A 25,601-nucleotide genomic window follows, 5' to 3' on the forward strand; every position below is an offset into this window, starting at 1 on the left:
ATGCCAAAGCTCACGGCCGATCATGTTCTGAAAGTCCTCAATTCTATTTGTTACCGTATTCACACCGAGCCTGAATCGATGCGCTCCCATATGCGTGATTTATCGACGCTGCTCTATGGGGCCGACCCTAAACAAGCGTCCAAATATAGCTGGCTCGAAGCGTTTATTAGACAAGCGCAACTCAACCGCTTCACCGAGCACTGCTCCCCGTCTCGTGATACTCCTGACCTTTGTTTAGTCAAGATGCAGAACCAAAATGCGTATAATTTATGTTTTACCCAAGATGTCGATCAATGTATTTGTCATTTGCAGTCTTTGTGCGCGCAGCCGATTGAACTGGTGGCATACGGGAAGGCCAAACTGAGCCCAGATGCACTGCTTGAGGTACTCTCTGAACCGCAGATCCAAAAGAACCGCTGGTTTCCGTTGAGCGATAGTCAGCGAGATGGCATCGTTAAGACGCTCAAGGCAGAGCAAACTCTCACCTCGCGTTGATTGTTTTTCAATGGGCAGGTAACAAACCATACAGGTTTGGAGGCGGTGGTTCGCCCTAAGCCTTTTAGTCGGCTAGCGCGGATATGCCCCATTGTGTTTCAAGCACAGGCTCCAAGCCCGGGCAACACTGCTGTTTTGGCTTAAATTTGATGTCTGAAAAACGATTTATTGGTGAGTTATTGGTGTGTGTCCTAAATATAAAATATAAAAGGCTTGCTGTTTAGGAAACCTGTGAATACTTACTCTTCCTCGACAACAGTAATAAAGGGGGCTAAGTGTTTTACTATTTGAGCTTGCTCCTCGTGGGAGGCGGCATAACTTGACAAGTAAAAGTTTACATTGGCGTTATAAAGGTCTTCTTCACTGTCATCGTCATTATCATCCATTTCGATCATTGGGAACATATGCCAATGAACAAGGTTGTTTTTATATTGGATGCCTGCAATGTAGAATTGATAGTTAAGCAAAGAATTAAACGGCAACACTCGCTGCCTAGGTATATTGACTACTCCGGCCATTTTAAACGACATTAACAGCCCAGCGCCGGCGCCAACAAACATCATCGGCCCCACCAGCACCACACCGATAAGCGAAATAGCAACGCCCACATAGCCCGAGTAGCGTAAGGCGGCAAAGCAGGCGTCAGGGACCAGAGTCAGCTCGGTGACTATCATGCCTTTTTCGGTTAAGGTCACGGTTTGTTTTACATCTGGGTTACCAGCGTAATAGTAGTAACTACTCAGCGCGAAAACGAACAATGAAAATGCAATTATTCCAATCCATCCTAATTGGGAGCCAATCCACAAAATAAAGCTAGCTGTCGCTAGCCATATTATGATTGCCCCATAATCGGTAGGCGGCACTTTGACTACTTCAAATTGATAGACTACCTTGGCATCTTGTACCGCTTGCTGCTGGGCTTGTTGATACTCTGGGGTTAGCTCCGGTAACGAGTCAACAGATACATACATTAGTTAGGCACCATCAACTACAGATGGTAGTAGTCTTCATGTTCAACTTTGATGAACCTCTTCAAGTGGCGCATCATTTCTATTTGCTCTTGCTCTGTACTGGCATAGGTCAGGAAATAAAATTCTTTGTTATCGCTGAACAGGTCATCCTTTTCACCACCGTCATTTTCTAGCCTTATACGAGGCACGACTCGCCGAAGAATGAGGTTATTTTTGAACTTCATACATTGATTGTCAGCCATTTCATATTCAATGTTAGGATTGAAAGGGCGAACTCTGATTCTAGGTTGATTAGTAACCCCAGCCATTTTAAACGACATTAATAGCCCAGCGCCGGCGCCAACAAACATCATCGGCCCCACCAGCACCACACCAATAAGCGAAATAGCAATACCGGCATAGCCAGAGTAACGTAAAGCAGCAAAGCAGGCGTCAGGGACGAGAGTCAGGTCTGTGACTATTATCCCTTTTTCGGTTAGGGTTACTGTTTGTTTTGTATCTGGGTTGCCAGCGTAGTAGTAACTACTCAGCGCGAAGACAAGTATGGAAAACAAGACAATGCCAACCCACCCTATTAAAGAGCCTAACCACAAAAGTAGGCCAGCTGTCGCTACCCATATCGAGATTGCCCAATAATCAGTAGCAGGAACTATCACCTCTTCAAATTGATAGACCACCTTGGCATCTTGTACCGCTTGAAGCTGGGCTTGTTGATACTCTGGGGTTAGCTCTGGCAAAGCGTCTAAAGATATATACATCAGTTAGGCACCTCCACTTGTACCTGATAGCTGTTACTTCTTGTTTAGCACGCACTCTCTAGCTCGCGGAACCCACTTACACCGCCAGCACACATAGGCTTGCTGTTTAGGAAGCCTGTGAATGCTCACTCTTCTTCTGTAAGGATAACCAATTGTTTTAAGTGTTTTAAAAACTGTTCTTGCACTTCAGGAGAAGCGATACAGCAAAAGGAATAAAATATCCTATTTTCCCGATAAATCGCCTTCTTCTCTTCACTCTCCACTGCTTTTTCTATCTTCGGCAACAATTGGGATTCAATCAGTCCGTGTTTATAACGGCCTTCAGGAACGATATAAATGCTATAACTTGCGTTAGGGGCAAAAGGCCGCACTCGCTGCCTAGGTCTATTGACTACACCGGCCATTTTAAACGACATTAATAGCCCAGCGCCGGCGCCAACGAACATCATCGGCCCGACCAGCACCACACCGATAAGCGAAATAGCAATACCGGCATAGCCAGAGTAACGTAAAGCAGCAAAGCAGGCGTCAGGGACGAGAGTAAGCTCGGTGACTATTATCCCTTTTTCGGTTAAGGTTACTGTTTGTTTTGTATCTGGGTTGCCGGCGTAATATAAGTAGCTAGCCAAAGCAAAAGCAAGCAAGGTAAACACCGTCATTCCAAGCCACCCTAGTAGTGTGCCTAACCACAAAATAAAGCCCACTAACACTAGCCATAGTAAGATTGCCCCATAGTCGGTAGCAGGAACTATCACCTCTTCAAATTGATAGACCACCTTGGCATCTTGTACCGCTTGAAGCTGGGCTTTTCGATACTCTGGGGTCAGCTCTGGTAACGAGTCTACAGGCACATCCATTAGTTAGGCACCTCCATTTGTACCTGATTAGCTGTTACTTCGTGTTTAGCGCACTCTCTAGCTCGCCGAACCCAATTACACCGCCAGCACACATAGGCTTGCTGTTCAGAAAGCCTGTAAATACTTACTCTTCTTCTGTAAGGGTAACCAATTGTTTTAAGTGTTTTAAAAACTGTTCTTGCACTTCAGGAGAAGCGATACAGCAAAAGGAATAAAATATCCTATTTTCCCGATAAATCGCCTTATTCTCTTCACTATCCACTGCTTTTTCTATCTTCGGCAACAATTGGGATTCAATCAGTCCGTGTTTATAACGGCCTTCAGGAACGATATAAATGCTATAACTTGCGTTAGGGGCAAAAGGCCGCACTCGCTGCCTAGGTCTATTGACTACACCAGCCATTTTAAACGACATTAATAGCCCAGCGCCGGCGCCAACAAACATCATCGGCCCAACCAGCACCACACCAATAAGCGAAATAGCAATACCGGCATAACCAGAGTAACGTAAGGCAGCAAAGCAGGCATCAGGGACTAAAGTCAGCTCGGTGACTATTATCCCTTTTTCGGTTAGGGTTACTTTTTGTTGTGTATCTGGGTTACCGGCAAAATAGCAGTACGTCAGAAAGCCTCCGGAAAACAATATAACCAGAAGAACACCTGCCCAGAGACCGTCTTGTACTGCGATCCACATCATCCATAAGGAAAATAAGCCAAACAACGACCATATAGAAATTGTGCCGTAATCGGTAGCAGGAACTATCACCTCTTCAAATTGATAGACTACCTTGGCATCTTGTACCGCTTGAAGCTGGGCTTGTCGATACTCTGGGGTCAGCTCTGGTAACGAGTCTACAGGCACATCCATTAGTTAGGCACCTCCATTTGTACCTGATTAGCTGTTACTTCGTGTTTAGCGCACTCTATAGCTCGCCGAACCCAATTACACCGCCAGCAAACACAGGCTTGCTGTTTAGGAAGCCCGTGAATACTTACTCTTCCTCGACAACAGTAATAAAGGGGGCTAAGTGTTTTACGATTGTAGCTTGCTCCTCGAGGGAGGCGGCATAGCTTAAAAAGTAAAAGTTTCGATTGGAGCGATAAAGGTCTCTACCTTCTTCATCATCCTCAGCATGAACCATTTCGATCATTGGGGACATATGCCACTGAACAAGGTTGTTTTTATATTGGATGCAAGGTGCAATACGAAATTCATAGTTAAGCAGAGAATTAAACGGCAACACCCGCTGCCTAGGTCTATTGACTACTCCGGCCATTTTAAACGACATCAATAGCCCAGCGCCGGCGCCAACAAACATCATCGGCCCGACCAGCACCACACCGATAAGCGAAATAGCAATACCAGCATAGCCCGAGTAACGTAAGGCGGCAAAGCAGGCATCAGGGACGAGAGTCAGGTCTGTGACTATCATCCCTTTTTCGGTTAAGGTTACTGTTTGTTTTGTATCTGGGTTACCAGCGTAATATAAGTACGACAGTATACCGGCAGTCAAACATAAAATAATGACAGCGAGCGTCCAGAGGCCATCGGATACCGCCCACCATACAAGCCATAAAGAACCTGCCCCAAACAACGACCATAAAGAAATAGTCCAGTAATCGGTAGGAGGCACCTTTACCACTTCAAATTGATAGACTAACTTGGCATCTTGTACCGCTTGCTGCTGGGCTTGTTGATACTCTGGGGTCAGCTCTGGTAACGTGTCTACAGATACATACATCAGTTAGGCACCTCCACTTGTACCTGATAGCTGTTACTTCGTGTTTAGCGCACTCTATAGCTAGGCGACAGCCACTTACACCGCCAGCACACATAGGCTTGCTGTTCAGAAAGCCTGTAAATGCTTACTCTTCCTCGACAACATTAAGAAAGGGGGCTAAGTGTTTTACTATTCGAGCTTGCTCCTCGAGGGAGGCGGCATAACTTAAAAAGTAAAAGTTTCGATTGGAGCGATAAAGGTCTCTACCTTCTTCATCATCCTCAGCATGAACCATTTCGATCATTGGGGACATATGCCACTGAACAAGGTTGTTTTTATATTGGATGCAAGGTGCAATACGAAATTCATAGTTAAGCAAAGAATTAAACGGCAACACTCGCTGCCGAGGTCTATTGACTACTCCGGCCATTTTAAACGACATTAACAGCCCAGCGCCGGCGCCAACAAACATCATCGGCCCGACCAGCACCACACCGATAAGCGAAATAGCAATACCGGCATAGCCAGAGTAACGTAAAGCAGCAAAGCAGGCATCAGGGACGAGAGTCAGGTCTGTGACTATCATCCCTTTTTCGGTTAGGGTTACTGTTTGTTTTGTATCTGGATTGCCGGCGTAGTAGTAGTAACTACTCAGCGCGAAGACAAGTATGGAAAACAAAACAATGCCAACCCATCCTACTAGGGTGCCAACCCAAAAAATAAAGCCAGCGGTCACTAGCCATATTATGATTGCCCCATAATCGGTAGGAGGCACTTTTACTACTTCAAATTGATAGACCACCTTGGCATCTTGTACCGCTTGCTGTTGGGCTTGTTGATACTCTGGGGTCAGCTCCGGTAACGAGTCTACAGATACATACATTAGTTAGGCACCTCCACTTGTACCTGATAGCTGTTACTTGGTGTTTAGCGCACTCTCTAGCTCGCCGACAACCACTTACACCGCCTGCACACACAGGCTAGCTATTTAGGAAGCCCGTGAATATTTACTCTTCCTCGACAACAGTAATAAAGGGGGCTAAGTGTTTTACTATTTGAGCTTGCTCCTCGTGGGAGGCGGCATAACTTGACAAGTAAAAGTTTACATTGGCGTTATAAAGGTCTTCTTCACTGTCATCGTCATTATCATCCATTTCGATCATTGGGAACATATGCCAATGAACAAGGTTGTTTTTATATTGGATGCCTGCAATGTAAAACTCATAGTTAAGTAGAGAGTTAAACGGCAATACTCGCTGCCTAGGTCTATTGACTACTCCGGCCATTTTAAACGACATCAATAGACCAGCGCCGGCGCCAACAAACATCATCGGCCCCACCAGCACCACACCGATAAGCGAAATAGCAATACCGGCATAGCCATAGTAACGTAAAGCAGCAAAGCAGGCGTCAGGGACGAGAGTCAGGTCTGTGACTATCATACCTTTTTCGGTTAGGGTTACTGTTTGTTTTGTATCTGGGTTGCCAGCGTAGTAATAGTAACTACTCAGCGCGAAAACGAACAATGAAAATGCAATTATTCCAATCCATCCTAATTGGGAGCCAATCCACAAAATAAAGCTAGCTGTCGCTAGCCATATTATGATTGCCCCATAATCGGTAGGCGGCACTTTTACTACTTCAAATTGATAGACTACCTTAGCATCTTGTACCGCTTGCTGCTGGGCTTGTTGATACTCTGGAGTCAATTCTGGTAACGAGTCTACAGATACATACATTAGTTAGGCACCTCCATTTGTACCTGATAGCTGTTACTTCTTGTTTAGCACGCACTCTCTAGCTCGCCGAACCCAATTACACCGCCAGCACACATAGGCTTGCTGTTTAGGAAGCCCGTGAATACTTACTCTTCCTCGACAACATTAAGAAAAGGGGCTAAGTGTTTTACGATTCGAGCTTGCTCTTCATACGAAGCGGCAAAATACAAAAAGTAAAAGTTTCGATTGGAGCGATAAAGGTTTCTTGCTTCTTCGTCATCCTCATCATGATCCATTTCGATCATTGGGGACATATGCCACTGAACAAGGTTGTTTTTATATTTTATAGCGGGTGCGATATAAAACTCATAGCTAAGTAGAGAGTTAAACGGCAGCACCTGTTGCTTGGGTCTATTTACCACTCCGGCCATTTTAAACGACATTAATAGCCCAGCGCCGGCGCCAACAAACATCATTGGCCCGACCAGCACCACACCAATAATCGAAATAGCAATACCGGCATAGCCAGAATAACGTAAGGCGGCAAAGCAGGCATCAGGGACGAGAGTCAGGTCTGTGACTATTATCCCTTTTTCGGTTAAGGTTACTGTTTGTTTTATATCTGGATTGCCAGCGTAGTAATAGTAACTGCTCAGCGCGAAGACAAGAATGGAAAACAAAACAATGCCTACCCAACCTATTAAAGAGCCTAACCACAAAAGTAGGACCGCTGTCGCTACCCATATCGAGATTGCCCAATAATCAATAGGCGGCACTTTGACTACTTCAAATTGATAGATCACCTTGGCATCTTGTACCGCTTGCTGCTGGGCTTGTTGATACTCTGGGGTCAGTGCTGGTAACGAGTCTACAGACACATCCATTAGTTAGGCTCCTCCACTTTTACCGGATAGGTTTTAATTTGCGATGGCATAAAGCTATTCCTCTTTACCCTGTTTTTGGGCTGGTTCACCCACACTAGGCTCTGTTTGGGTTGGCATTGGCGGCATACGCAGTTGGGCCTGATGGGTTGGCATCAGTGATAGCTTTGACTCCGCTAGCTCTACCATAGGTCTGTACTTGCCGTTGCCATCCACAACCTCCGCTAAGGATTGCGCTTGGTAAACGCTGGCGAGTGCATGGCCGTTATCATACGGGTTATTAGCATGGCGACCAACAAACACGTTGACCTGCTCTTGCCTGACCGTGCCTTGCCCTTGTGCCACTAGGTGTTGCAGCGGTTTAGGTAAGGGTAAGTGGTAGCGGCACAGTGTAGGCTCATTTTTATCGCGTGTCACTTTGCCACTAAATAAGGTGTGAGTGGTCAGGCTTTGATAATCCGACGGCTTAAAGCCAGTCTCGATACACAAGCTTACCACTTCATTGTCATAAGCGTTAGGCAGAAGAATGGTGATCTCCTTTGCAAAGTTGACGGTCACGCTATTTGGCGAATCCGCTCTATCAATCTCGCGCTTAGTGGTACGAAATGTGATTGATGGCTGGTTAATCAGGGTTAATAAATCGTGGTACTCATCTGCGGCGCTGCGGCTAAGGTCTGGCTCTTTGCCCCATATTGAATGGCGCAGCCAGGTTTCCAACTCGGTTCTTTTAGTCAGCAGCAGGAGCACGGTCACCACTGCATAGAGAGCCGCGCCCCAGAAGTTAAGGGCTAAGATCCACCCATTGAGCACGCTACCAATAGCGAGGGTTCCAAAACGACTTCTCAGCGAGTTAACGACCAGATAACCCCAACTCGAAGCCTGCATTCCGAGCGCGCCTGCTTTGCCAATCAATAGCGCTTTTTCTAACGAATTTTTTGATGCGGAGATATCTTCGGCAACTTGCCAACCTTCAAGACCCGCGGCAATCACCCCCGCAGCCCCAGCAATCAGTGAGTGAGCAATATAGCGCTGAGCGTTAAGAGCATCGATTACTTCTACCCCTTTGATCTTGCTGGTTTTGAGGGTCTTTAGCGTATTCTGCATTAGATCAACGTTGCCTTGAATTTTACTTAGCGATAGCCCTTTTACTACCGCACCCGTGTTATTAATAAACCACGCGACACTGTAAGTCACGGTCATTTGTTGTTTGCGCGTATCCGGGTAAGGGGCCGACTTTTCCATCTCTTGCAAGGTTTGCATTTGTGAAGCGAAGTTAATCAGGTTTAAGGCCGCGACCACCAAATCCATGCCTCCGATGCGATTAAAGGCACCATTAACCTCGCTTGCGGCGTTACTGAAGGTGTATTTGCTCACGGATTGGCTCTGGTATTCGCTGAACACCGGCGGGATAGACTCCACATAGCGGCTGATCTGTTTGTTTATCTGACGTAGCGACTTCGACATTCGGCGATGTTCCGGCGATTCAGCCGGGAGCTTGGACAAGGCTGTATTGGTACTGTGCGCTTCCATTAACAACTGGTGGTAACGGCCATTGGCGGTTTGCATTTTCGCACTCAGGCCCTCATTGAGAAGTACCTTACCACTGCTCATTTGGGCTTGCCCCCACAGCGACATCGCCATGGCGCGGCGCGCCGACAAACCCGGCAGTTTCATCACGCGGTTAATGATACGAAAGCGCAGCATTTGTAGGCTGCGCACCGCTTTATCCCCTTTATCCGTGACCGCTTGTTTGGCCTGATTGATTTGCCTTTCAAGGGGGATGAGTAGGTTCTTCGTCGCCGTAAACAAGGCCGAATTAGGGTCGCTGAACCCAATCACGTCGTTAAACGCCGAGATGAACCCACTCAGTGGGATACGCGTTTCATTGGTAAAGTCAGAAAAGGCCACGTCCTTGAACAGTTTATCAGTGGCGACATATATCTCCGACGAGAAGCCGTAAGAGGCCAAGCCTAACAAGTTATCCGGATCGGTGAGCAACTCATCAATGCTGTCGCTCAACCCAGCCACGTGCTGGACACTCAACTCTAAATCATTGAGTACCGCATCCATTAGGGTGCTTAAAACCAGGTGGTGAGCATGCTCGCCGACGTCGAGGCCAAAGCGCCGTGGGTCGGTGCCTAAGGCGGCGATGGCCTCTATCACGTGTGGCGCGTCGTGCTTTATCATCGGCACGAAGTGATGAAGGGTGCTTAGGTAGCCTTTATAGAAGGTGTCTAAGTCTGCCCAGTTGACTTGGCGGTGCGCTTTGCGCCGCTCAGCATACTCCTTAAAGCGTGACTCCAGTAGAGCTGGTGCAATACCGTATTCATTCAGTCTGGCTCTGGCTTCAGTGTAGGCTAAGCTGAGGCGATGTGCTCGTGCATACAGGCCAGCTCCTCCTCCGAAATTGCTGATGTTATCGGATTTCTTCAATTGCACTTGAGAGTAATGGTACTCCAAACAGGTATCTAGGTCTTGCTCGACCTCAACCACCTTGTCGACTGGCACACTGTCTAAGGTACCCGGTGGCAGTGAAATGCGCACCAAGCTCCGAATGGCTTCCGCCACCACGGTTTTTCGCTGAGAGTGGTCGTCTTGCAATAAGGGCAATACCGATTGCGACAGGCGCAGGTGCAGGTCGGTGAAGTCAGCCAAGGGGTCATCCAGAGCAACAAAATGATGAGCGCATAATATCGGCACTTGATACTGGTAGCTGGTAAGGTAAGCGGGCTGCAGTGGGGTGATAAGCCCTTGTTCATCGACTTCGGTGATCGAGGGGGACGCGCAGGTCCAATAAAAAGCGTTTAAGTCTTCTTTGCCGACGTCAGCCACCTCTTTTGAGATTTTTTCAATCGGCAGGCGGTGCGTTGAGGCGGTGATATCGCGCAACCACTCTTGTCTCGCTTGTTGGCTCTCTGGAGTATCGCCTGTGTAGAAATCTTGCAGGTTTTGTGTCCAGCGCTGGCTCGCATAACCGACAAAATAAGGCCGATCAGTTTGATAAAGCACGTAAGCCTGCGGCTTTTCAGCCTCTGCGTTATATCGCGTTTCGGCAAGGTCACCAACAAAGCGTTTGAACTCGCCTTTGACGACTTGGTATTCGGCCACAGACCAGGCGTCGGTCTCGGGATCTTGGCTTAGGGCATAGAGCCAGCCATCGCGCAGCTGCCGTAAGGTATAAGGGATTTTGTCTGAGCGCAGCACCCCTCCCGGGAAGAGCTTGGTGTCAGTGATGGGGTTGAGCCCTTTAACTACCTCATGATTAAGTGTCTTTGGGTCTCGGTTGTCGATGGCATAACGCACCGGAGCCAAGGCGGCAAAGGCACTCTTGTTTGAACTGGCCACCTTTACCACGGGAAACGGTTTCTCACGGGCGATGCGGTCTATCGATAGCAGCCCTTCACTGAGCAGGGCACTGAAGGCTGGGTAGCCAACGTCCAGAGCATGGTTGTAAACTCCTACCGGCTCGGTGTAGATGACGGCCCCTTTGTCCAGTGGCGATAATGGCAAGGTTGGGTTTAAGTCTTGCAAGGTCTCAAGAGAGACGCCGTGCTGCTGAGCAATCTGCTCTAGGGTTTCCCCTTGAGCCGCCTTATGAGCGGCTCGCCGGCTAACGTCTTCCAAAACATGCCCTTTGGTCAAAGGGATGATGGCGTCCATATCGAGCTTGACGCCATGCTCATTTAAAAAGGCCGCGTCTACCGCCGACATGGCTTGGTCATCCATAGCTTTCCGACTAAACAGCAAGTGTTGGTCGACCACTACCTGCCCCTCTCGCTTCCACAGGGCCAAGACAAAGTCGATGCCAAACTTGGTTGCGGGCTCTGGATTCATGGCCCCCGCTGTGCTCTTCGTGATCAAAAAGTGATACTTAGTTTCCCCTTGGAAGCGGTATTCATGCAGCAGTTCACCATCAATAAAATGGTACAAATAGCCTTCGGTCGGTAGGCCGAGCATTTCACCACTTTGGATCGCGGGGCGAATCGGCACAAAAGCGTATTCGATAGTAAGGTTATCTTTGTCTTGAGGCGTGATGTCTGACCAACGGACGTCGGCCTGAAGCGGTGCATTCCATCCGACCCACAATCGTTTGGCTTCTTGCTTTTCTATCGAGAGAATACTGCGAGTATGGGGGCCATTGGCGACATTGAGCCATTGAGAGAGCGGACCTTCTTGCTCGGTCCTACCTAGCAGGCCACCTATATGCGGCTCGACCCCTTTGCTGTACAAGCTTTGTTCGCACGCGTATTCGACCGCGTAAGCGAAAGCCGGCTCCTTCTCTTCGATTGGACACATGGCCGGCATCGGGCCAATCGGTTTCTCTTCAATGATAGGCTTGTAGCCTGCACTCATATGAGGTCTTCGTGTTTTAAACAGGTCGGATGGTTTACTCACAATGCCAATACTCTCAATCAAAAGTTGAGAGGCATTTTATGCGATTCGTTGCCCATAATCTGTAGGTAAAACGTCGGAATGTTTAGTGTTTTTATCTAAATTACTAAACGATGCGATCAATACTCAATATGGCGCCTATTCTATACCGAATTGAGTGGGATATTACTCTTCCCGATTGGCCCCTTCCCACGGAAGCAAACATTCCCCACGAGCAAAACTTCACCGCTGCAGAGCTTAAGCACGCTCAATGATGAATGAATCAACTCTGTGTTCGATTTAAGTCTATCTCGTCCCAATTGTGACAATTTATAAAATGTCCCATATTGAACTTTTCCATTCTTCATGCATCATACGTTATAACATAACAATAAAGCCGATTTCGTCAGCATGAATACACTCGAACACATCTTCAAGCAATGGTTGCACCAGATAAAGCCGACCACTGATATTCGCACCACATTCCGTGGCTTATCCTTGGCCCATTGGGTTTTTTTTCAACTTCCTTGGTGTCGTCAGTGCTGGCTTTTGATCGCAATGATGATGACTGCTTCTGTACAAGCTCACCCCCACTCTTGGATCAACTTGAAGACCGATATTCAAGGCCAAAATGGCATGATCACTGGTTTAAAAATGGAATGGACATTTGACGCTATGACCTCCGCTTACATGCTGGATGGAAAAGATATGAGCGCTGAAAATCAGCAGGCCTCTTTGCAGGCGGTCTCTGCTTCGGTACTCGACAATATGTTGAATGAACACTACTTTACCTATTTCTACGATGGCGAAACGCCGATTAAGTACAAAACGGCTCAGAATGGCACACTGCGCCGAGAACGGGCAAAACTGGTGCTAAGCTTTGAACTGCCACTTGCCACACCACACCCGATCACTAGTGACTCGCTGCGCTTGCTGATTTTTGAACCCAGCTATTATGTCGGCATGACGTGGAGATCCTCCAATGACGTGACCTTGTCCCCCGATTTGGCTCAGGACTGTCATCTAGAGCTGATAGAACCGAACCCAACGTCTGAACAAATGAGCTACGCCATGTCTCTCTCTGCGGATGCCGACCCGGACAATGCACTAGGCCAGTTGTTTACCCAGACCGTCAAGATCCGCTGTGCCAGCTTCCCTTCCGTTGAATAATGAATGTACGAGTATCGATATGAAAACGCTGATGATTAACACTCAAGCGCGTCAAGAATGCACTTCTTCTCGCCCTTATCGGGCTTGGCTTGTCGCCTTTGCTGTCGCCGCTATATTGGCGATAGGACTTTACCAACTCTGGCTGGCGTGGCCGACACTGGTCGTAAACACACTGCATTGGCAACGGGAGGTCAATACTCAACTGGCAGACTTACTCTATGACGCCAAACAAAATACGATGGTTGCCGGAGGTTATCTGATTGGGTTTAGCTTTTTGTACGGCATGCTTCACTCCCTTGGTCCAGGGCATGGGAAAGTGATTGTGACCACCTATTTAGCCACTCACCCTACTAAGGTGAAAGCCAGCTTGATGATCACTGTGGTGTCCGCCATGGTTCAAGCTTTAGTCGCGATTGGATTGGTCACCGTCTTAGTCTGGGGTTTCAGTGCCTCCATGCGGGTCGTCAACCAGCAAGCTTCGCTGTTTGTCACCATCAGTTTTGGCCTAGTCGCGTTATTCGGTGGTTTAATTCTGTTCAAAGCCGTGAAAAAGATTTATCAGTCGATGCGCAAACCTCAGATTCGCGTTCATTCGGTTAGACCCATAGAGGCGCTTTCCTCAGCAAAAACCTCACTTATTGGCGGCAGCGCAACCGGCCAACCTTCTCTCAGCCTAGCTCCAAACGTCCATCAGCATGGGCATACTTGTGGGTGTGGTCATAACCATGTCGCTCAGGCCGACGCGATTAATCAGGCTTCTACATGGCGCGAGTACCTTGCCATTATCAGTGCTATTGGCATACGACCATGCACGGGCGCGATTATGGTGCTGCTTTTTGCCAATGTTGCCGATTTGTATTGGATGGGCGTTGTGAGTGCGATCCTAATGGCAGCGGGCACTGCGTTAACTACCTCTTTGATTGCCATCATGACGTTGACGGGTAAACATGTGGTTAAGCGCTACCTTACCAACACCGATAATAAAAGTAGAGGCTGGGCTGTTGCTGGCGCTTATCTGCAACTGTTTGGCGGCTTAATTCTCATGGTGTTTGGTGTATTGCTGATGGCTGGAGAACATTACGGCGTGTCACCGATGCTTTCGGTATAGCCGTTACGCTCAAAGACGCTGAGTGCTGGCTGATGGTGCTTTACCGAATGTGAAAAGGTCCATTCGATGATCGTAGCGCTTGAGGCTTTAGACAAAAACAAAGGACTCCAGAAGGAGCCCTTTGATTTACGATGTTGTGTTTTGTTTTATTAATCGAGTCTTAGAGTTACACCAGAGTAGCTAGAGTAGCCTCTTAGCATCACGTGGTAAGTGGTACCTGGTGTGGCTGATAGACTGCACTGTTCGCTGTTGCCATAACGGTATGGACGACAATCATAGCTACCTGTTGTGGGTTTGCTGCCTGCTTTTAGATAAAGGTCCGCATCGCCCGTACCACCAGAGATAGACACCACAACGCTAGACGCTGAGTCGACAGTAAAGGTGTAGAAAACCTCAGAAGAGCTCGCGCCAGATAGGTTAGTTACTGGCGTACCTTTGACCAATACATCGCCTGTTGGTGGAGGCGTCGTACCACAAGACGCATTGACGCCAACTGTAGTGAACGCATCTTCCACGTCCGCTACTGTGTAACCCATATCAGCGGCGGCTTTTGCTACACCACAAGCACCTGCATCGAACGTGCTGTTTGCTGTCCAGTAAAGTTGGTTTGCCAAAGTAAAGATTTCGAAACCTTTACGCACATCCCAACCTGCTTTGTTCGCCAACAAGTAGAACGCACGGTTGTATACACCACTTGAGTAATGGACGTTCAGGCCATTGTAGTACTGAGAAGCGTGGTCGATTGAGCGGCCATCTTTCGATGGAAGATCGAAGTAGCGTAAACCACCGGAAGACTTAAAGATATCGGCACCAACAATCCAGTCAACAGAACCTTTCATGTAGAATTCCGCCGCTTCACCAGCAATATCAGAGTACGCTTCGTTCATACCACCGGACATATTGGAATACACTAACCCTGAGTTTTGCTCAGTAAAGCCATGGCTCACTTCATGCGCACTGACGTTGATATCCACCAGCGGATAGAACCTGTCTTTACCATCACCAAACGTCATTGATGAACCGTTCCAGAATGCGTTTTCGTAGTCGGTACCATAGTGAACACGCATGGTGAGCTGGAAAGTTAGCGGCGATGTGTTCATCCAATCTTGGAACATATCAAACACAACTTTACCAAAGTAATGCGCGTCGTTTAGAGGCGAATACGCGCCATTAGTAAATCTATTGTCGTTGTAGTTGGTATCATCACTACATGGGTAGCTGAATGGGGTACTGCCTGACGTTCTCCCTTTCAAATCAACGGTTTTTACCGCTGAAATGTTCATCGTACAAGTGGTGCCTGATTTATCGACGATAAACCCTGGGAAATCCGTACCGTAGTTGTATTGACCCGTCTTTTCGTTACCACCAGGGCCTGTGCCTGTCGCTTGAGCGTGGTTTATGCCTTCCCAATGTTTCAGCACTTCGCCTGTAGTGGCATCAACCAAGTAAAATGGGCGTCTTGGTACTTTTGCTGCAACAAAGAAGTCTACCATGTAGACGACTTTTGCGGTTTGAGAGTCATCAAGCCACACCATCAGCTTAGTTTTAGAATTTTCGAACGGTGCATCTGAAGCGCCAAGAGAGTGCTTCTTAAACGCATTTTTCGCTGCTGCGATAGCTTGTTTCTCGTCCAGAGCGGGAGCGACTGTTGACAAGTCACCACTGATTCCCTGTGCCATCACGCCGTAAACTTCACTCTGGCTGCTTTTGGTCTGAGTGGCAACCACAGAGGTGTTAAATACTGGTAGGCCCATGTGTGTCTGTTGATAACGAACTTTGACTTTACCATTCGGCAAAACGACGCGTTTCACTTCAGCGAAGCCAGTTTCCAACGGAACGACGCTGTTTGACTGAGCTTTAAGTGCTTGTTGTAGTAATGCATCACTGTCTACTTTAACCATCTCTGCGGCCGTCACTGGTAGGCTAGCTCCTAATCCAGCGGCAATCAGCCAGAGCATTTGACGTTGTTTCATCATACTTTCCTGTTATTGGTATAAAAATCCTTCTCCCCAACGACTCAATAGGAAGTGTCACTGCGATAGCTCGCATCAATAACATGGATGATGACAGTGCAATCAAGCAAGCCACATACAAAAATAGTATCCGAGTAGTGGCAACAAAAATTCACACAAAACACTCATTAAATTCGTGAATAATGAACAAGCGATCAATTTGTAACCAGAAAAACAATGAGATAGTGACTAATGATATTTTTGTGCAATAAAAAGATGACACATTTCTATCATTATTCATACGTGACACTCAGTCACATTTTTCCTTTTTATTTCATAAATTTACAGAACGTCAGATACAATAAAGGCCCCGCCTAACGCGGAGCCCTTGTCAATAGAATTAATTATAGTCAGATTAGCGAGTTAGCGTGTAGCAACACTCTAAGTCATAGTCGTCACCATTTTTCGCGGTGTACTCTTTCTGCTCAGTACAGGCACGAGGTTTGCCTTTTTCATCCCCTTTGACCAAGCTGATCCAGTGTCGCATTGCAGAAATCTCACTGCTGTCTTGGGGAAACATGGTGCAGGTTTCCAGTTGGATATCTTCAATGTCTATCAGCTCGACACAGCCTGTCCCTTTGTGCTTACCAAATGTCAGCTCAACATGGCTACCTGTACCATCTCGGTATAGGATGGATTCTGGGTTCTCTTTTTCACCAGTGTAAGCAACAAAATGTTTAGGATGCTTCAAACCACTGTGGCTGCCATCTTTGAAATACGCCATCACGTGACGATAGTCGATAACGTAGGCGGTCACGTCTTTGTGTGATCCACTCTCAAGCGGGAACAAGCGATCTAACAATTGTTTCGCCTTTACTTGCTTTTCAATGGTGTGATTAGCGTTCATATTTTCTACCGCGAAGACTGCTTCAGCGATAAATGGCTTGTCTTGCTTTTGGATGTCTGTTTTATCGAAAGTAAGCATATTCATAGTGTTTCCCTCGCGGATATTTCACAACTTTCCTGTCCTAGAGCAAATATTTCAAACTTGCGTTTAACTGATTGCAGTTTTGTGACTTTGCTTACTTTGTATACTAGTGAATTTTTAACTACAATTTCACAACAAAAATTTTACAATGTGAATTTTACAAAATGATGCTGTCAAAAAGTCTAATCCGTCAGTCCCACTTTTTAGGGACTAAGATTCGAAACCTGAGGAAACGCAACCACCTGACAATGGAAGATCTGTCAGCGCGATGCATTCGGGTCAACCCAGAATACGCTCCTTCCGTTTCCTACCTGTCTATGATTGAGCGTGGCAAGCGTGTACCAAGCATTGATATGTTGGAAGTCATTGCCGAAGTATTCCAGAAAGACCCGACATGGTTTCTGGATGATGAGCCCGAGCAAGCAGATATCACGCCCGATAAAGGTAACAGAGGTGGCATCAGTGGAATGGCCCTTGAACCCAGCTTTCTATTCTCGAATGAGATTTTACAAATCGCCATTCCAGAAATGCTCTCTCAGACCGGAATTACTGGACGCCAATTTGCCCATTTATTGATCCGTGCCCATCAGGAAAGCAACCAAAACCATTTTCCTGATCTGGAACGTGCAGCAGAAGAAGTGGGATTAAAGCGGCTCAACTTATCTGCTGAAGATCTGATGGATATTGCACGTAGCATGGGGTTAACCATTCGCTGGGTGTCACGTCCACCGCAAGATATTGTCGATGAGCTTGGCATGAGCGCTAAGCAAATCGTGACCTCTTTCTTCGAACCACCTGGCTTTATCTATTTAAATGAGATTTTAAAACAATACCCAACCCGCTTAAAATACGATTTGGCTGTCTATATAGGCCACTGTGTCCTGCACAGTAAAGAGGGATTAAAGAGCGTCCTATCGGTTGGTCACACCAATAGCTGGGAAGAACATCACCAAACCGCCCCTAGCTCAGATCTGAATTCTCAGGATATATTGCAAGCTTGGCGAGATTTTGAATCCAGTTTTTTCGCTGGTGCTCTTTTGTGTCCGAAAGTTCCATTCAGGCAGCTTCTCGATCGCAGTGGCTATGAGATTGATGTTCACCTCAAGGCGGGCGTCTCACCTTCTGTTGCTATGCGCCGCATGACTGTGGTCTCACCTTACCCACACTGGCACTACTTTGATGCTTATGGCCAGAACAAATTAAAAGCCGTATATCGAGGCAATGGGATCCCGCTGCCGTGGGGAAACATGCGCAAAGTGAACGACCCTTGTCAGCATTGGGCAGTGTTTAGAAGACTGTCGGAGCCGCAGAGTGGCAGCTCAGCGCAGATCTCCATCCTTAACGTCGGTGATGAGCCAAGGATCTACTGCTGTGAATCCGTCAACATGACAGACCCTGCGGGGAATAACCGGGTTCTCTGTGCTGGCATCGATTTAAACCCAGCGATCGATGCTCAGGGGGGAGACTCTCGACGTATAGCTGAGGAACTCAAGTCTTTATGTGTCGATAACGGCGGCAGTGCGTCTATTCCTAGACATATACAGAAAGAGTTCACCACAATAGCAAAAATTTTGAACATTAATTGGATAGAGCGTGGTATTCAAAGTGATGCCAGAGTTATCTGCTCAAGAGGAGCGGTCTGCCCGAGAAAACCGAGCTGCTACAATGGCTGTCAGGACAAGGTGCCGATGTGATTTTCACAACCTAAAAAGAAAAAAAGCCAATCACAATGAGCGTGATTGGCTATATATGAATGTGAACAAAAATAAGGTTCACTAACAACGTCAGTTGGCTAGGTGACCCTCGGCTTATTAAGGGTCAATCTCTATAAAGCATTAAGTGTGCCAACTTTATTTATCAATAAAAACGCTTGTTTTTGCTCATTTCTGCATCAGATGCATGAAAACTACACGCATAATCCATTTTCAAATCGCACTTAATTGCAAAGTGCGAATATCAAACCATTGCAATTTGCAAAACCACAACAATTTCCCCTCTGAATTCAGTCGCTTTAGTCGGCGAGTATCGTGTTAATAAACCGCGGGTGTCATCGCCGATTACCCTACCCGCCCCTCTTCAGCAAATAGTAAGTTGCTAAAGATGGCATTGGTACACCAATCACATTGAATTTCGCAGTGGAATGAATAGCTAGTGCTCAATTAGGGATGTCACCTAATTCAGTTCGGTGAGAGAAATGCTATTTCTGGCGAAATACCCAGACAGGGCCAATCAGAAGAAAGAAAAGATCGTCAAAGAACGACGGTTTTTTGCCTTCGATCTTATGCCCAATGAACTGTAGCATCCACAATACGGCAAACAAGACGAGCGAGACGAGCAAAACAGGGGCCTGAAGGATCTCCAACGACCAAATCAAAGAAATACACGCGAATGTAAAACCGAGCATCATAAGAAACACACTCAGCGACAGTTTAAAGTAGAAAACCATGACAGGTAACATAGCAACCCACACCCAGTTGAGGGTATAACCCAACAAGGATATCGGTGGAATTGACCAAATTAAGCCGACAATGGATAGAAAAATGCCCGGTACCGCCACTTTATGGATTTTCTGATTGACTGGATTTTGATGGCTTTCGCCATAATCGCTTAACCATTGGCTCAAATCCCGCATCTTTATCCCTCTGAATCATGACCTTATAATATTGTCTATAGCACGAAACGTGAATAAGCGCCGAGACACATTCAAAGATTCGTGACTAAGATCCGCTAGGCTAAGGTTGTCGCCGTTTCTCTTCGTACATTCTGATATCAGCAAGCTTGAGCATCTCATCAACATCTTTAAACTCTGGGCGGTATAGGGCAAAACCAATGCTGACTTGAATATCGATCAGGTGCTGTTCAAAGATGACTGGCTGACGGCAAATGGCTTTCTGCAGTTCAATGTTTATCACATCAACATCTTCGCTAGAGGACATTCTTGGCAGCATAATTAAGAACTCATCGCCACCTATTCGGGCCACAACATCCGAGGCTCGGAGTACGCTTTTAATCCTCTCAGCAACGGCGATTAATACCTTGTCCCCTGCCGCGTGCCCATAGGTATCATTGACTAACTTAAACTTATCAAGGTCAACATTGAGGATCGCAAACGCCTCACCTTTGAAAGAATCTGAGATGGCATCAAAATGTGCTTGGAGGGTATACATGAAATAACGTCGGTTGGGTAACGACGTTAACTCGTCATGGAGGGCAAGCCGGTCTGCTGCTTGATAGAGACGGAAAATAGCCAAAAAAGCCATCAGCAAAGCAATGACCATAGGATAACCGAGCAAGCGAACGGCATGGACTCTGTACCACTCACTGTGTTGGAGTAAATCATCCTTAGTAGAAGCCGCGATTCTCCAACTTCCGTATGGGAAATGCACGGTTTCGGTTGCGAAAGCATCATCAAATGTCTTCTGTACCCCATAGAAAACAGCTCCATTCGCCCCTGAGCTGTTTGTTCCGCGCATGGCAAAATTGTATTTAAAGGAAAACGCTTCAACACCTGCGTCTGCGAATAAGGTTTCTAATGAGATGACAACGCTACAGACTCCCCAGTAATCGCGGTTATAGAGCGGATCGGTAAATATCGGTATGCGCGCTACCAGTGCCCTTCCCCCCTGAACCAAATTGACAGGGCCAGCGATAAAGATTTCCTGCACCGCGCGCGCTTTTTTTATCGTTCGCCATTGGCTAGGTACAGTCCGGTAATCAAGACCGAGTGCTTTCTCATTACCCTCCAATGGGTAGATGTATTTGATGACATCGTCAGGTGCTAAACCGATGACAGTCACGTGATTCGCTTTACGCATAATGCTGGATGCAAGCAAATCCCAACCTGAATATTCGAAATTCGGATTGGACGCGACCAACGCCGATATGTCGTCAACAGCAAAGATGTCGTACACGATGGCGGACTCCAGCTCTGAGCGAACGATAGACAACTCTTCCTTAGCACGGTCCAACAAGCTATCTCTCAAAAAACTCTTCTGACTGCGGTCAATCGACTCGATAAGTCCGACAGCGAAAGATAACATTGTAAAAGCCAGCAAGAACACTGACCACCGATTGCTAAAGCGATATTTCATTCCACCCCCAGATAAGCTCATCAAAAAATAACATTTGCAAGACCGATGAGCATTTCTACCTCTATACCTAACGCGTTAGAGGTATATAATTGTCATTATGGCTGCTATTTTAGCATTTATATAAAAACTACATTAACTTAACTGAATTTTTATCGATTAAAGTTAAAACAATCAATAAGAGGGTGCATATTGGATTTGTTTGACGCCTTACCTTTTGATCAGAGATGGATAGACCTGCCTAACGGTCGTTTGCTGTGGATCCAAGATTTCATGTCGCGGGCAGAAGCGGACGCTTTAATGTTAGGCCTCAAGCAAAATACGCCTTGGTCACAACAACAAATCCAACTGTTTGGTCGAGCAGTGATGCAACCACGTCTACAGGCGTGGTATGGCGACAAATCATACACTTACTCCGGCCTAACCATGCCTCCAATGCCAATGGATAGTAGGCTGAACGCGATCAAATCTCGATGTGAAAAAATAGCCAACCAAACGTTCAACTCAGTGCTGATCAACTTGTACCGTGACGGACAAGACTCCATGGGTGCACATCAAGACAATGAGCCCGAACTCGGACCCAACCCTACTATCGCATCACTTAGCTTAGGTGCCACACGCAGATTTATACTCAAACATAACCAAACAGGTCAAAACCATAAACTAGACCTATCCCATGGTAGCTTGCTGATCATGGCCGGTGAAATGCAGCACTACTGGAAACACAGTATACCTAAAACACGCCAACCAAAAGATGAGAGGATTAACCTGACTTTCAGGATGATTTACTGATTATTCAGGCAACTTTAAAGCTTTTGCTTTGTAACCACTTAGGCAGCAGTACACAGACAATGTTGGCCACAATAATCAAGCTCAAGCCAAGAACTTGGTATGCACTGTATCGTTCGTCATAAAACATCACCTGCCAAACTGCTGTGAAGAGTAAGTTGGTAAAAATCAAAGGCGCTAGTTGGGAGCCAGATTCAGCAAGCCTATAAGCTTTGGAGCGAAAAACTTGCGTATTAATAATCAGTAAGGCCAAAATCCCAAGAACAGTAACGATAAGCCAAGGATTTGTGTTTGACGCCTGGTACATAACATGGTCGTTCACCAAACTAAACGCGAGCAAAGGCATGATAACAACGGAGGCGAAAAGAAACGTCCATAAATTGATTTCAAATGCATTCAGCCGACTTTTACTAATACGATAGAGGCTGAGTTGAGAGCCGGCATTAAACACACCAGCGGCAAGACCCACTAACAATTCCCCCCTGAAACTAAAACCACTGACGTCCCCAGCGAGCAAAACTACACCAACAAACGTACTCAACAGTCCGAGAACGTTTACCGGGCGAATTCGAGTTGAAAATATTAGCTTTTCTAACACGGGAATAAACAGTGGCCCCGTGCCAAACAACACCACACTTTCTACCAGTGTCAGATGTTGAAGTGAGTAGATAAAACAGACCTGGCACGCACCGATACACAGAGCTCTTATCCACAAAGGCACTTGTTCGCTTCGATCAGGCCATCTTACTTCCTTGCCAATAAACATCAAAATAAGCACCATAGCAGGCAGAATAAAACGCAGAAAGCTGAGCAGGTTAGCATCAAAATGCTCGCTGAGAAATTTGGAAAACAGTCCCGTTAGTGACAAACTGAATGTTGAAGACAACATGAATAAAACTGGGTACAACTGATTTGGCATAACTCCTCCCTATTTTTCACTCAGTGTAGGAGTTCGACGCTGAAATAAAAAACGAGTAATATTTACAGGTTGAGTAAGAAAAACTTACATATGAAGAAACTAGCACCACTCAAATCCATCTACTCCTTCATTGCTGTCGCCGAAACAGGCAGTATGACGGAAGCCGCCCATCAGTTGAGCGTCAGTCATTCCGCTGTTAGCCAAGCGATTAAATCACTCGAAAGCCAAATTGGTCAGGCTCTGTTTCTACGAGCTGGACGTAACGTCGTTCTTAACGCTGCAGGCCGAAGGTATTACAAACAAGTGGCTCCAGCGATAGAGCAAATCGTCACAGCAACACAACAGCTCATTGATGAGAAACAAAGCCAGCGATTGACTCTCAACATGGTCAACTCATTGGCGATGCATTGGTGGATCCCGCGGGTGAATCGCTTCAATCTATTTGCGCCTCATCTAGATATTCGAATTTCGAATTTGATTGGCAGTTTCGTGATGGAAAACGAAGGGGTCGATGTGGCCATTATTCATGGTAAAACCGATGACTGGCCAGACTACTATTGTGAACTGTTGGCGCGTGATGAACTCGTGATGGTGGCTAGCCCAGAGCTGGTGGATACAGACACCACACCAGAGTATCTTCTCGAACACTATCCCGCCATTATTGCCGCCAATGACAGGCGAAAGTACGATTGGCAGGTTTGGTGTCAGAGCCTCCAATTGCCAGAACCCAACTCGGTAAACAATCTGCGTTTTTCAGCCTCTATACAGGCAGTCCAAGCCACTATCCGCAAACTGGGTGTTTTTGTCACCCACCGCCAGTTCATACGTGACGATGTATTGCATGGCTCATTGGTCGAAGTTGGTGAACCCGTCCTGAATCCACATCAAGATTTTTATTTCGCGTGTCAGCGAGAAAAACTCAAAAATGAACACGTTCTTACCCTGCGAAACTGGCTACGCAAAGAGTTCAGCTGTTAGTCGTTTTATAGAACGTTTTATTATAAGGAGTGCTTGAGAAAAATTATTTTTGTCAAATTACTCATAAAGTTAAAATGATAAAAATATTAACAAAAACAAGGTTTGATTATTAATTACAGTAACTTATCTAAGCACCTACATTCAAACACAGCGAGTTGCCGTCGCCTGCATAAGCAACAAAACACATATAATTGATTGATATTGCTTAATTTCTTTTTCTAATACCTTAGTCCAGCCTGTATTTTTTCTTCTAGACTTTAATAGCCTAATTATAAATCTTGAGGCAAAGGGATAAATGGTGGGATTTGCAGGACAACATTTAGAAGAGATGGCCGACCTACGCTCAGCTCGCAAGAGCAAAGCGGTACTTCTATGTTCGCTCATTTCGTTGGTTGTGCTGGTCTACTACGGGGGCGTCCATATTGCTGACCAAAACTACTGGTTCGCTGCGCTAAACCTACTGTGTGTGGGTATTTTGGGCGTCAATCTGTGGTATTTGAAACTTAATCCGACAACAAATGTAACTGAACTTATACTTTCTGGTGTTTTATTGTTTCACGCCACGATGCTACTGCTGTATGGAGATAACATATCAGATCGCCTGCTCTGGCTTTATCCCATCTTAACTGCAGTGATTTTTGTCTGCGAGTTCCGCGCAGGTCTATTACTCAGTGGAACGTTTTACGTCCTGACTGCGTTAGCCTGTCTGTTCACCAACGTTATCCCAATACCCGTAAATCTGTCGGTCGATCGGTTTCTGCTGAGCCTGTTTGCGCTTTGCTTGCTTTGCAATACATCGTCATATTTTTACGCCAAAGTGGTCAATTACATTCAATCTCTTTACAAAGAAGGGATCGAAGATCTTGCTTATCGAGATCAACTGACTGGCCTTGCGAATCGCTGGAGCTTTGAAAGCTGGGCTTTGGAAAAACTGACTGAAGTGAGTGATAGCCAAGCGATTACCGCAATGGTGTTTCTTGATATCGACAACTTCAAAACCATCAATGATACCTATGGGCATGAGGTGGGCGATCGTGTACTTAAACACTTTGCCAAGCGGTTGAAAAACAACATCCGCTCTAAAGATAGAAAAACAGAGAAACACGATTATTCTATCGCTCGCTACGCTGGAGATGAATTCGTTTTGTTACTTTATGATGTGCGTAGCACTAAAGACCTTAACGGTATTTTAGATCGTATCTGCCATCTATTCGAAGATAGTTATCAAAGCACAGAAAGGATCAATAAACTGACAGTTAGCGTCGGCGTAGCCATTTTCCCTGAGGATGGTGATTCACTGCCGGAATTAACTCGTTGTGCAGATAAAGCAATGTACGCAGCGAAACACGGTGGGAAAAACCAGTATCGATATTATCAACGTGAGCGCCCCACTGCGGTCACCGACACCGAGAAGGTGACACCGATAAAGAAGTTTAGCGGCTCATGAACATGAGCCATAGACAGAAAGCCATCACAACTAGCATCCAAGCAGCATAACGAGCAGAATTCGGTTTGTCTTTCTTTGGCACAACGATTGGTTTCATCGCGGCGTCTTTGGCCGCTCTCGCAGCGGAAGACAGTGTTCGGCGCTGTGCTATTTCGTCACGCCGAGCTTGAGCTTTATTCGCTACTTTACCAAATCTGTGTAACTGCTCAGCAGTAAGCTCTTTATTTGGATCGTAACGAGCATTTGGGTCTCTCTGTTTGGGTACAACAGCCATCATCGACCTCCTCTCGAAGCGGTTCTGCCATAGCTTAAGTATAGTCAACCATGTAAATGATAAATTTATTTATTACTTAGCAATCATTCGGGATTTCCGAACCATTTATCTGCTAA

22 protein-coding genes are annotated in these 25,601 nt (G+C 46.4%); 7 read left to right on the forward strand and 15 right to left on the reverse strand.

Annotated features, from left to right (window positions below; translation table 11 throughout):
* Positions 1 to 495, forward strand: a 495-nt coding sequence (locus TW84_RS24550) for a hypothetical protein (protein WP_045975694.1), incomplete at its 5' end; no start/stop codon positions are given.
* Between the two features lie 239 nt (positions 496 to 734).
* Here TW84_RS24550 and TW84_RS11055 read toward each other — a convergent pair.
* The 9 genes from TW84_RS11055 to TW84_RS11095 form a co-directional block, all read right to left on the reverse strand.
* A complete protein-coding gene (locus TW84_RS11055; protein ID WP_045975695.1) occupies positions 735 to 1,466 on the reverse strand; it encodes a hypothetical protein in 732 nt (243 codons plus the stop codon).
* Between the two features lie 17 nt (positions 1,467 to 1,483).
* Complete coding sequence (locus TW84_RS11060; protein WP_045975696.1) at positions 1,484 to 2,224, reverse strand: hypothetical protein; 741 nt, start codon at positions 2,222 to 2,224, stop codon at positions 1,484 to 1,486.
* A gap of 125 nt (positions 2,225 to 2,349) precedes the next feature.
* Positions 2,350 to 3,081 (reverse strand): hypothetical protein, encoded by a 732-nt coding sequence (locus TW84_RS11065; RefSeq protein ID WP_045975697.1) that lies wholly within the window; start codon positions 3,079 to 3,081, stop codon positions 2,350 to 2,352.
* Positions 3,082 to 3,205: 124 nt separating this feature from the next.
* A complete protein-coding gene (locus TW84_RS11070) occupies positions 3,206 to 3,949 on the reverse strand; it encodes a hypothetical protein (protein ID WP_045975698.1) in 744 nt (247 codons plus the stop codon).
* 124 nt (positions 3,950 to 4,073) lie between these two features.
* The gene (locus tag TW84_RS11075; protein WP_045975699.1) at positions 4,074 to 4,823 is read right to left on the reverse strand and encodes a hypothetical protein; all 750 of its coding nucleotides are present in this window, start codon (positions 4,821 to 4,823) and stop codon (positions 4,074 to 4,076) included.
* 124 nt (positions 4,824 to 4,947) lie between these two features.
* On the reverse strand, positions 4,948 to 5,685 hold the full coding sequence (locus tag TW84_RS11080) for a hypothetical protein (RefSeq protein ID WP_045975700.1): 738 nt from the start codon (positions 5,683 to 5,685) through the stop codon (positions 4,948 to 4,950).
* A gap of 124 nt (positions 5,686 to 5,809) precedes the next feature.
* Positions 5,810 to 6,541, reverse strand: a complete 732-nt coding sequence (locus TW84_RS11085) for a hypothetical protein (protein ID WP_045975701.1) — start codon at positions 6,539 to 6,541, stop codon at positions 5,810 to 5,812.
* 125 nt (positions 6,542 to 6,666) lie between these two features.
* The gene (locus tag TW84_RS11090) at positions 6,667 to 7,404 is read right to left on the reverse strand and encodes a hypothetical protein (RefSeq protein WP_045975702.1); all 738 of its coding nucleotides are present in this window, start codon (positions 7,402 to 7,404) and stop codon (positions 6,667 to 6,669) included.
* Between the two features lie 54 nt (positions 7,405 to 7,458).
* On the reverse strand, positions 7,459 to 11,754 hold the full coding sequence (locus tag TW84_RS11095) for a LysM peptidoglycan-binding domain-containing protein (RefSeq protein WP_045975703.1): 4,296 nt from the start codon (positions 11,752 to 11,754) through the stop codon (positions 7,459 to 7,461).
* 576 nt (positions 11,755 to 12,330) lie between these two features.
* Here TW84_RS11095 and TW84_RS11100 point away from each other — a divergent pair.
* Both TW84_RS11100 and TW84_RS11105 read left to right on the forward strand, forming a co-directional pair.
* The gene (locus TW84_RS11100) at positions 12,331 to 12,942 is read left to right on the forward strand and encodes a DUF1007 family protein (RefSeq protein WP_052707916.1); all 612 of its coding nucleotides are present in this window, start codon (positions 12,331 to 12,333) and stop codon (positions 12,940 to 12,942) included.
* A 31-nt stretch (positions 12,943 to 12,973) separates the two neighbouring features.
* Complete coding sequence (locus tag TW84_RS11105) at positions 12,974 to 14,050, forward strand: nickel/cobalt transporter (RefSeq protein WP_420806542.1); 1,077 nt, start codon at positions 12,974 to 12,976, stop codon at positions 14,048 to 14,050.
* A gap of 149 nt (positions 14,051 to 14,199) precedes the next feature.
* On the opposite strand, the gene TW84_RS11110 is transcribed toward TW84_RS11105, so the two are convergent.
* Together TW84_RS11110 and TW84_RS11115 are read right to left on the reverse strand one after the other, a co-directional pair.
* Positions 14,200 to 16,026, reverse strand: a complete 1,827-nt coding sequence (locus TW84_RS11110) for a M4 family metallopeptidase (protein ID WP_045975704.1) — start codon at positions 16,024 to 16,026, stop codon at positions 14,200 to 14,202.
* A gap of 391 nt (positions 16,027 to 16,417) precedes the next feature.
* Positions 16,418 to 16,993: an aldolase/citrate lyase/malate synthase family protein gene (locus TW84_RS11115; protein ID WP_045975705.1), complete on the reverse strand. Its 576-nt coding sequence runs from the start codon at positions 16,991 to 16,993 to the stop codon at positions 16,418 to 16,420.
* A gap of 161 nt (positions 16,994 to 17,154) precedes the next feature.
* Here TW84_RS11115 and TW84_RS11120 point away from each other — a divergent pair, with 161 nt between their 5' ends.
* Positions 17,155 to 18,684 carry a DUF3612 domain-containing protein gene (locus tag TW84_RS11120; protein WP_045975706.1) on the forward strand — a complete coding sequence of 510 codons (1,530 nt, stop codon included), beginning with the start codon at positions 17,155 to 17,157 and terminating at the stop codon, positions 18,682 to 18,684.
* A 503-nt stretch (positions 18,685 to 19,187) separates the two neighbouring features.
* Here the strand turns inward: TW84_RS11120 and TW84_RS11125 are convergent.
* Complete coding sequence (locus tag TW84_RS11125) at positions 19,188 to 19,622, reverse strand: Mpo1 family 2-hydroxy fatty acid dioxygenase (RefSeq protein ID WP_045975707.1); 435 nt, start codon at positions 19,620 to 19,622, stop codon at positions 19,188 to 19,190.
* A 100-nt stretch (positions 19,623 to 19,722) separates the two neighbouring features.
* A complete protein-coding gene (locus TW84_RS11130) occupies positions 19,723 to 21,081 on the reverse strand; it encodes a diguanylate cyclase (RefSeq protein ID WP_045975765.1) in 1,359 nt (452 codons plus the stop codon).
* Positions 21,082 to 21,270: 189 nt separating this feature from the next.
* Here TW84_RS11130 and TW84_RS11135 point away from each other — a divergent pair, with 189 nt between their 5' ends.
* A complete protein-coding gene (locus TW84_RS11135; RefSeq protein WP_045975708.1) occupies positions 21,271 to 21,870 on the forward strand; it encodes an alpha-ketoglutarate-dependent dioxygenase AlkB family protein in 600 nt (199 codons plus the stop codon).
* A gap of 4 nt (positions 21,871 to 21,874) precedes the next feature.
* Here the strand turns inward: TW84_RS11135 and TW84_RS11140 are convergent, their stop codons facing one another.
* On the reverse strand, positions 21,875 to 22,786 hold the full coding sequence (locus tag TW84_RS11140; protein ID WP_045975709.1) for a DMT family transporter: 912 nt from the start codon (positions 22,784 to 22,786) through the stop codon (positions 21,875 to 21,877).
* A 90-nt stretch (positions 22,787 to 22,876) separates the two neighbouring features.
* Between TW84_RS11140 and TW84_RS11145 the strand changes: the two genes are divergently transcribed.
* Together TW84_RS11145 and TW84_RS11150 are read left to right on the forward strand one after the other, a co-directional pair.
* Positions 22,877 to 23,764, forward strand: coding sequence for a LysR substrate-binding domain-containing protein (locus TW84_RS11145; RefSeq protein WP_045975710.1), 888 nt, complete (start codon positions 22,877 to 22,879; stop codon positions 23,762 to 23,764).
* A 295-nt stretch (positions 23,765 to 24,059) separates the two neighbouring features.
* Complete coding sequence (locus TW84_RS11150) at positions 24,060 to 25,211, forward strand: GGDEF domain-containing protein (protein WP_045975711.1); 1,152 nt, start codon at positions 24,060 to 24,062, stop codon at positions 25,209 to 25,211.
* On the opposite strand, the gene TW84_RS11155 is transcribed toward TW84_RS11150, so the two are convergent.
* Positions 25,198 to 25,485 (reverse strand): hypothetical protein, encoded by a 288-nt coding sequence (locus TW84_RS11155; protein ID WP_045975712.1) that lies wholly within the window; start codon positions 25,483 to 25,485, stop codon positions 25,198 to 25,200. The two genes, TW84_RS11150 and TW84_RS11155, sit on opposite strands and share 14 nt — an antisense overlap.
* Between the last annotated feature and the right edge of the window lie 116 nt (positions 25,486 to 25,601).

Source organism: Vibrio neptunius (assembly GCF_000967495.1).
In the GTDB taxonomy this organism is placed as follows: Bacteria; Pseudomonadota; Gammaproteobacteria; order Enterobacterales; family Vibrionaceae; genus Vibrio; species Vibrio neptunius.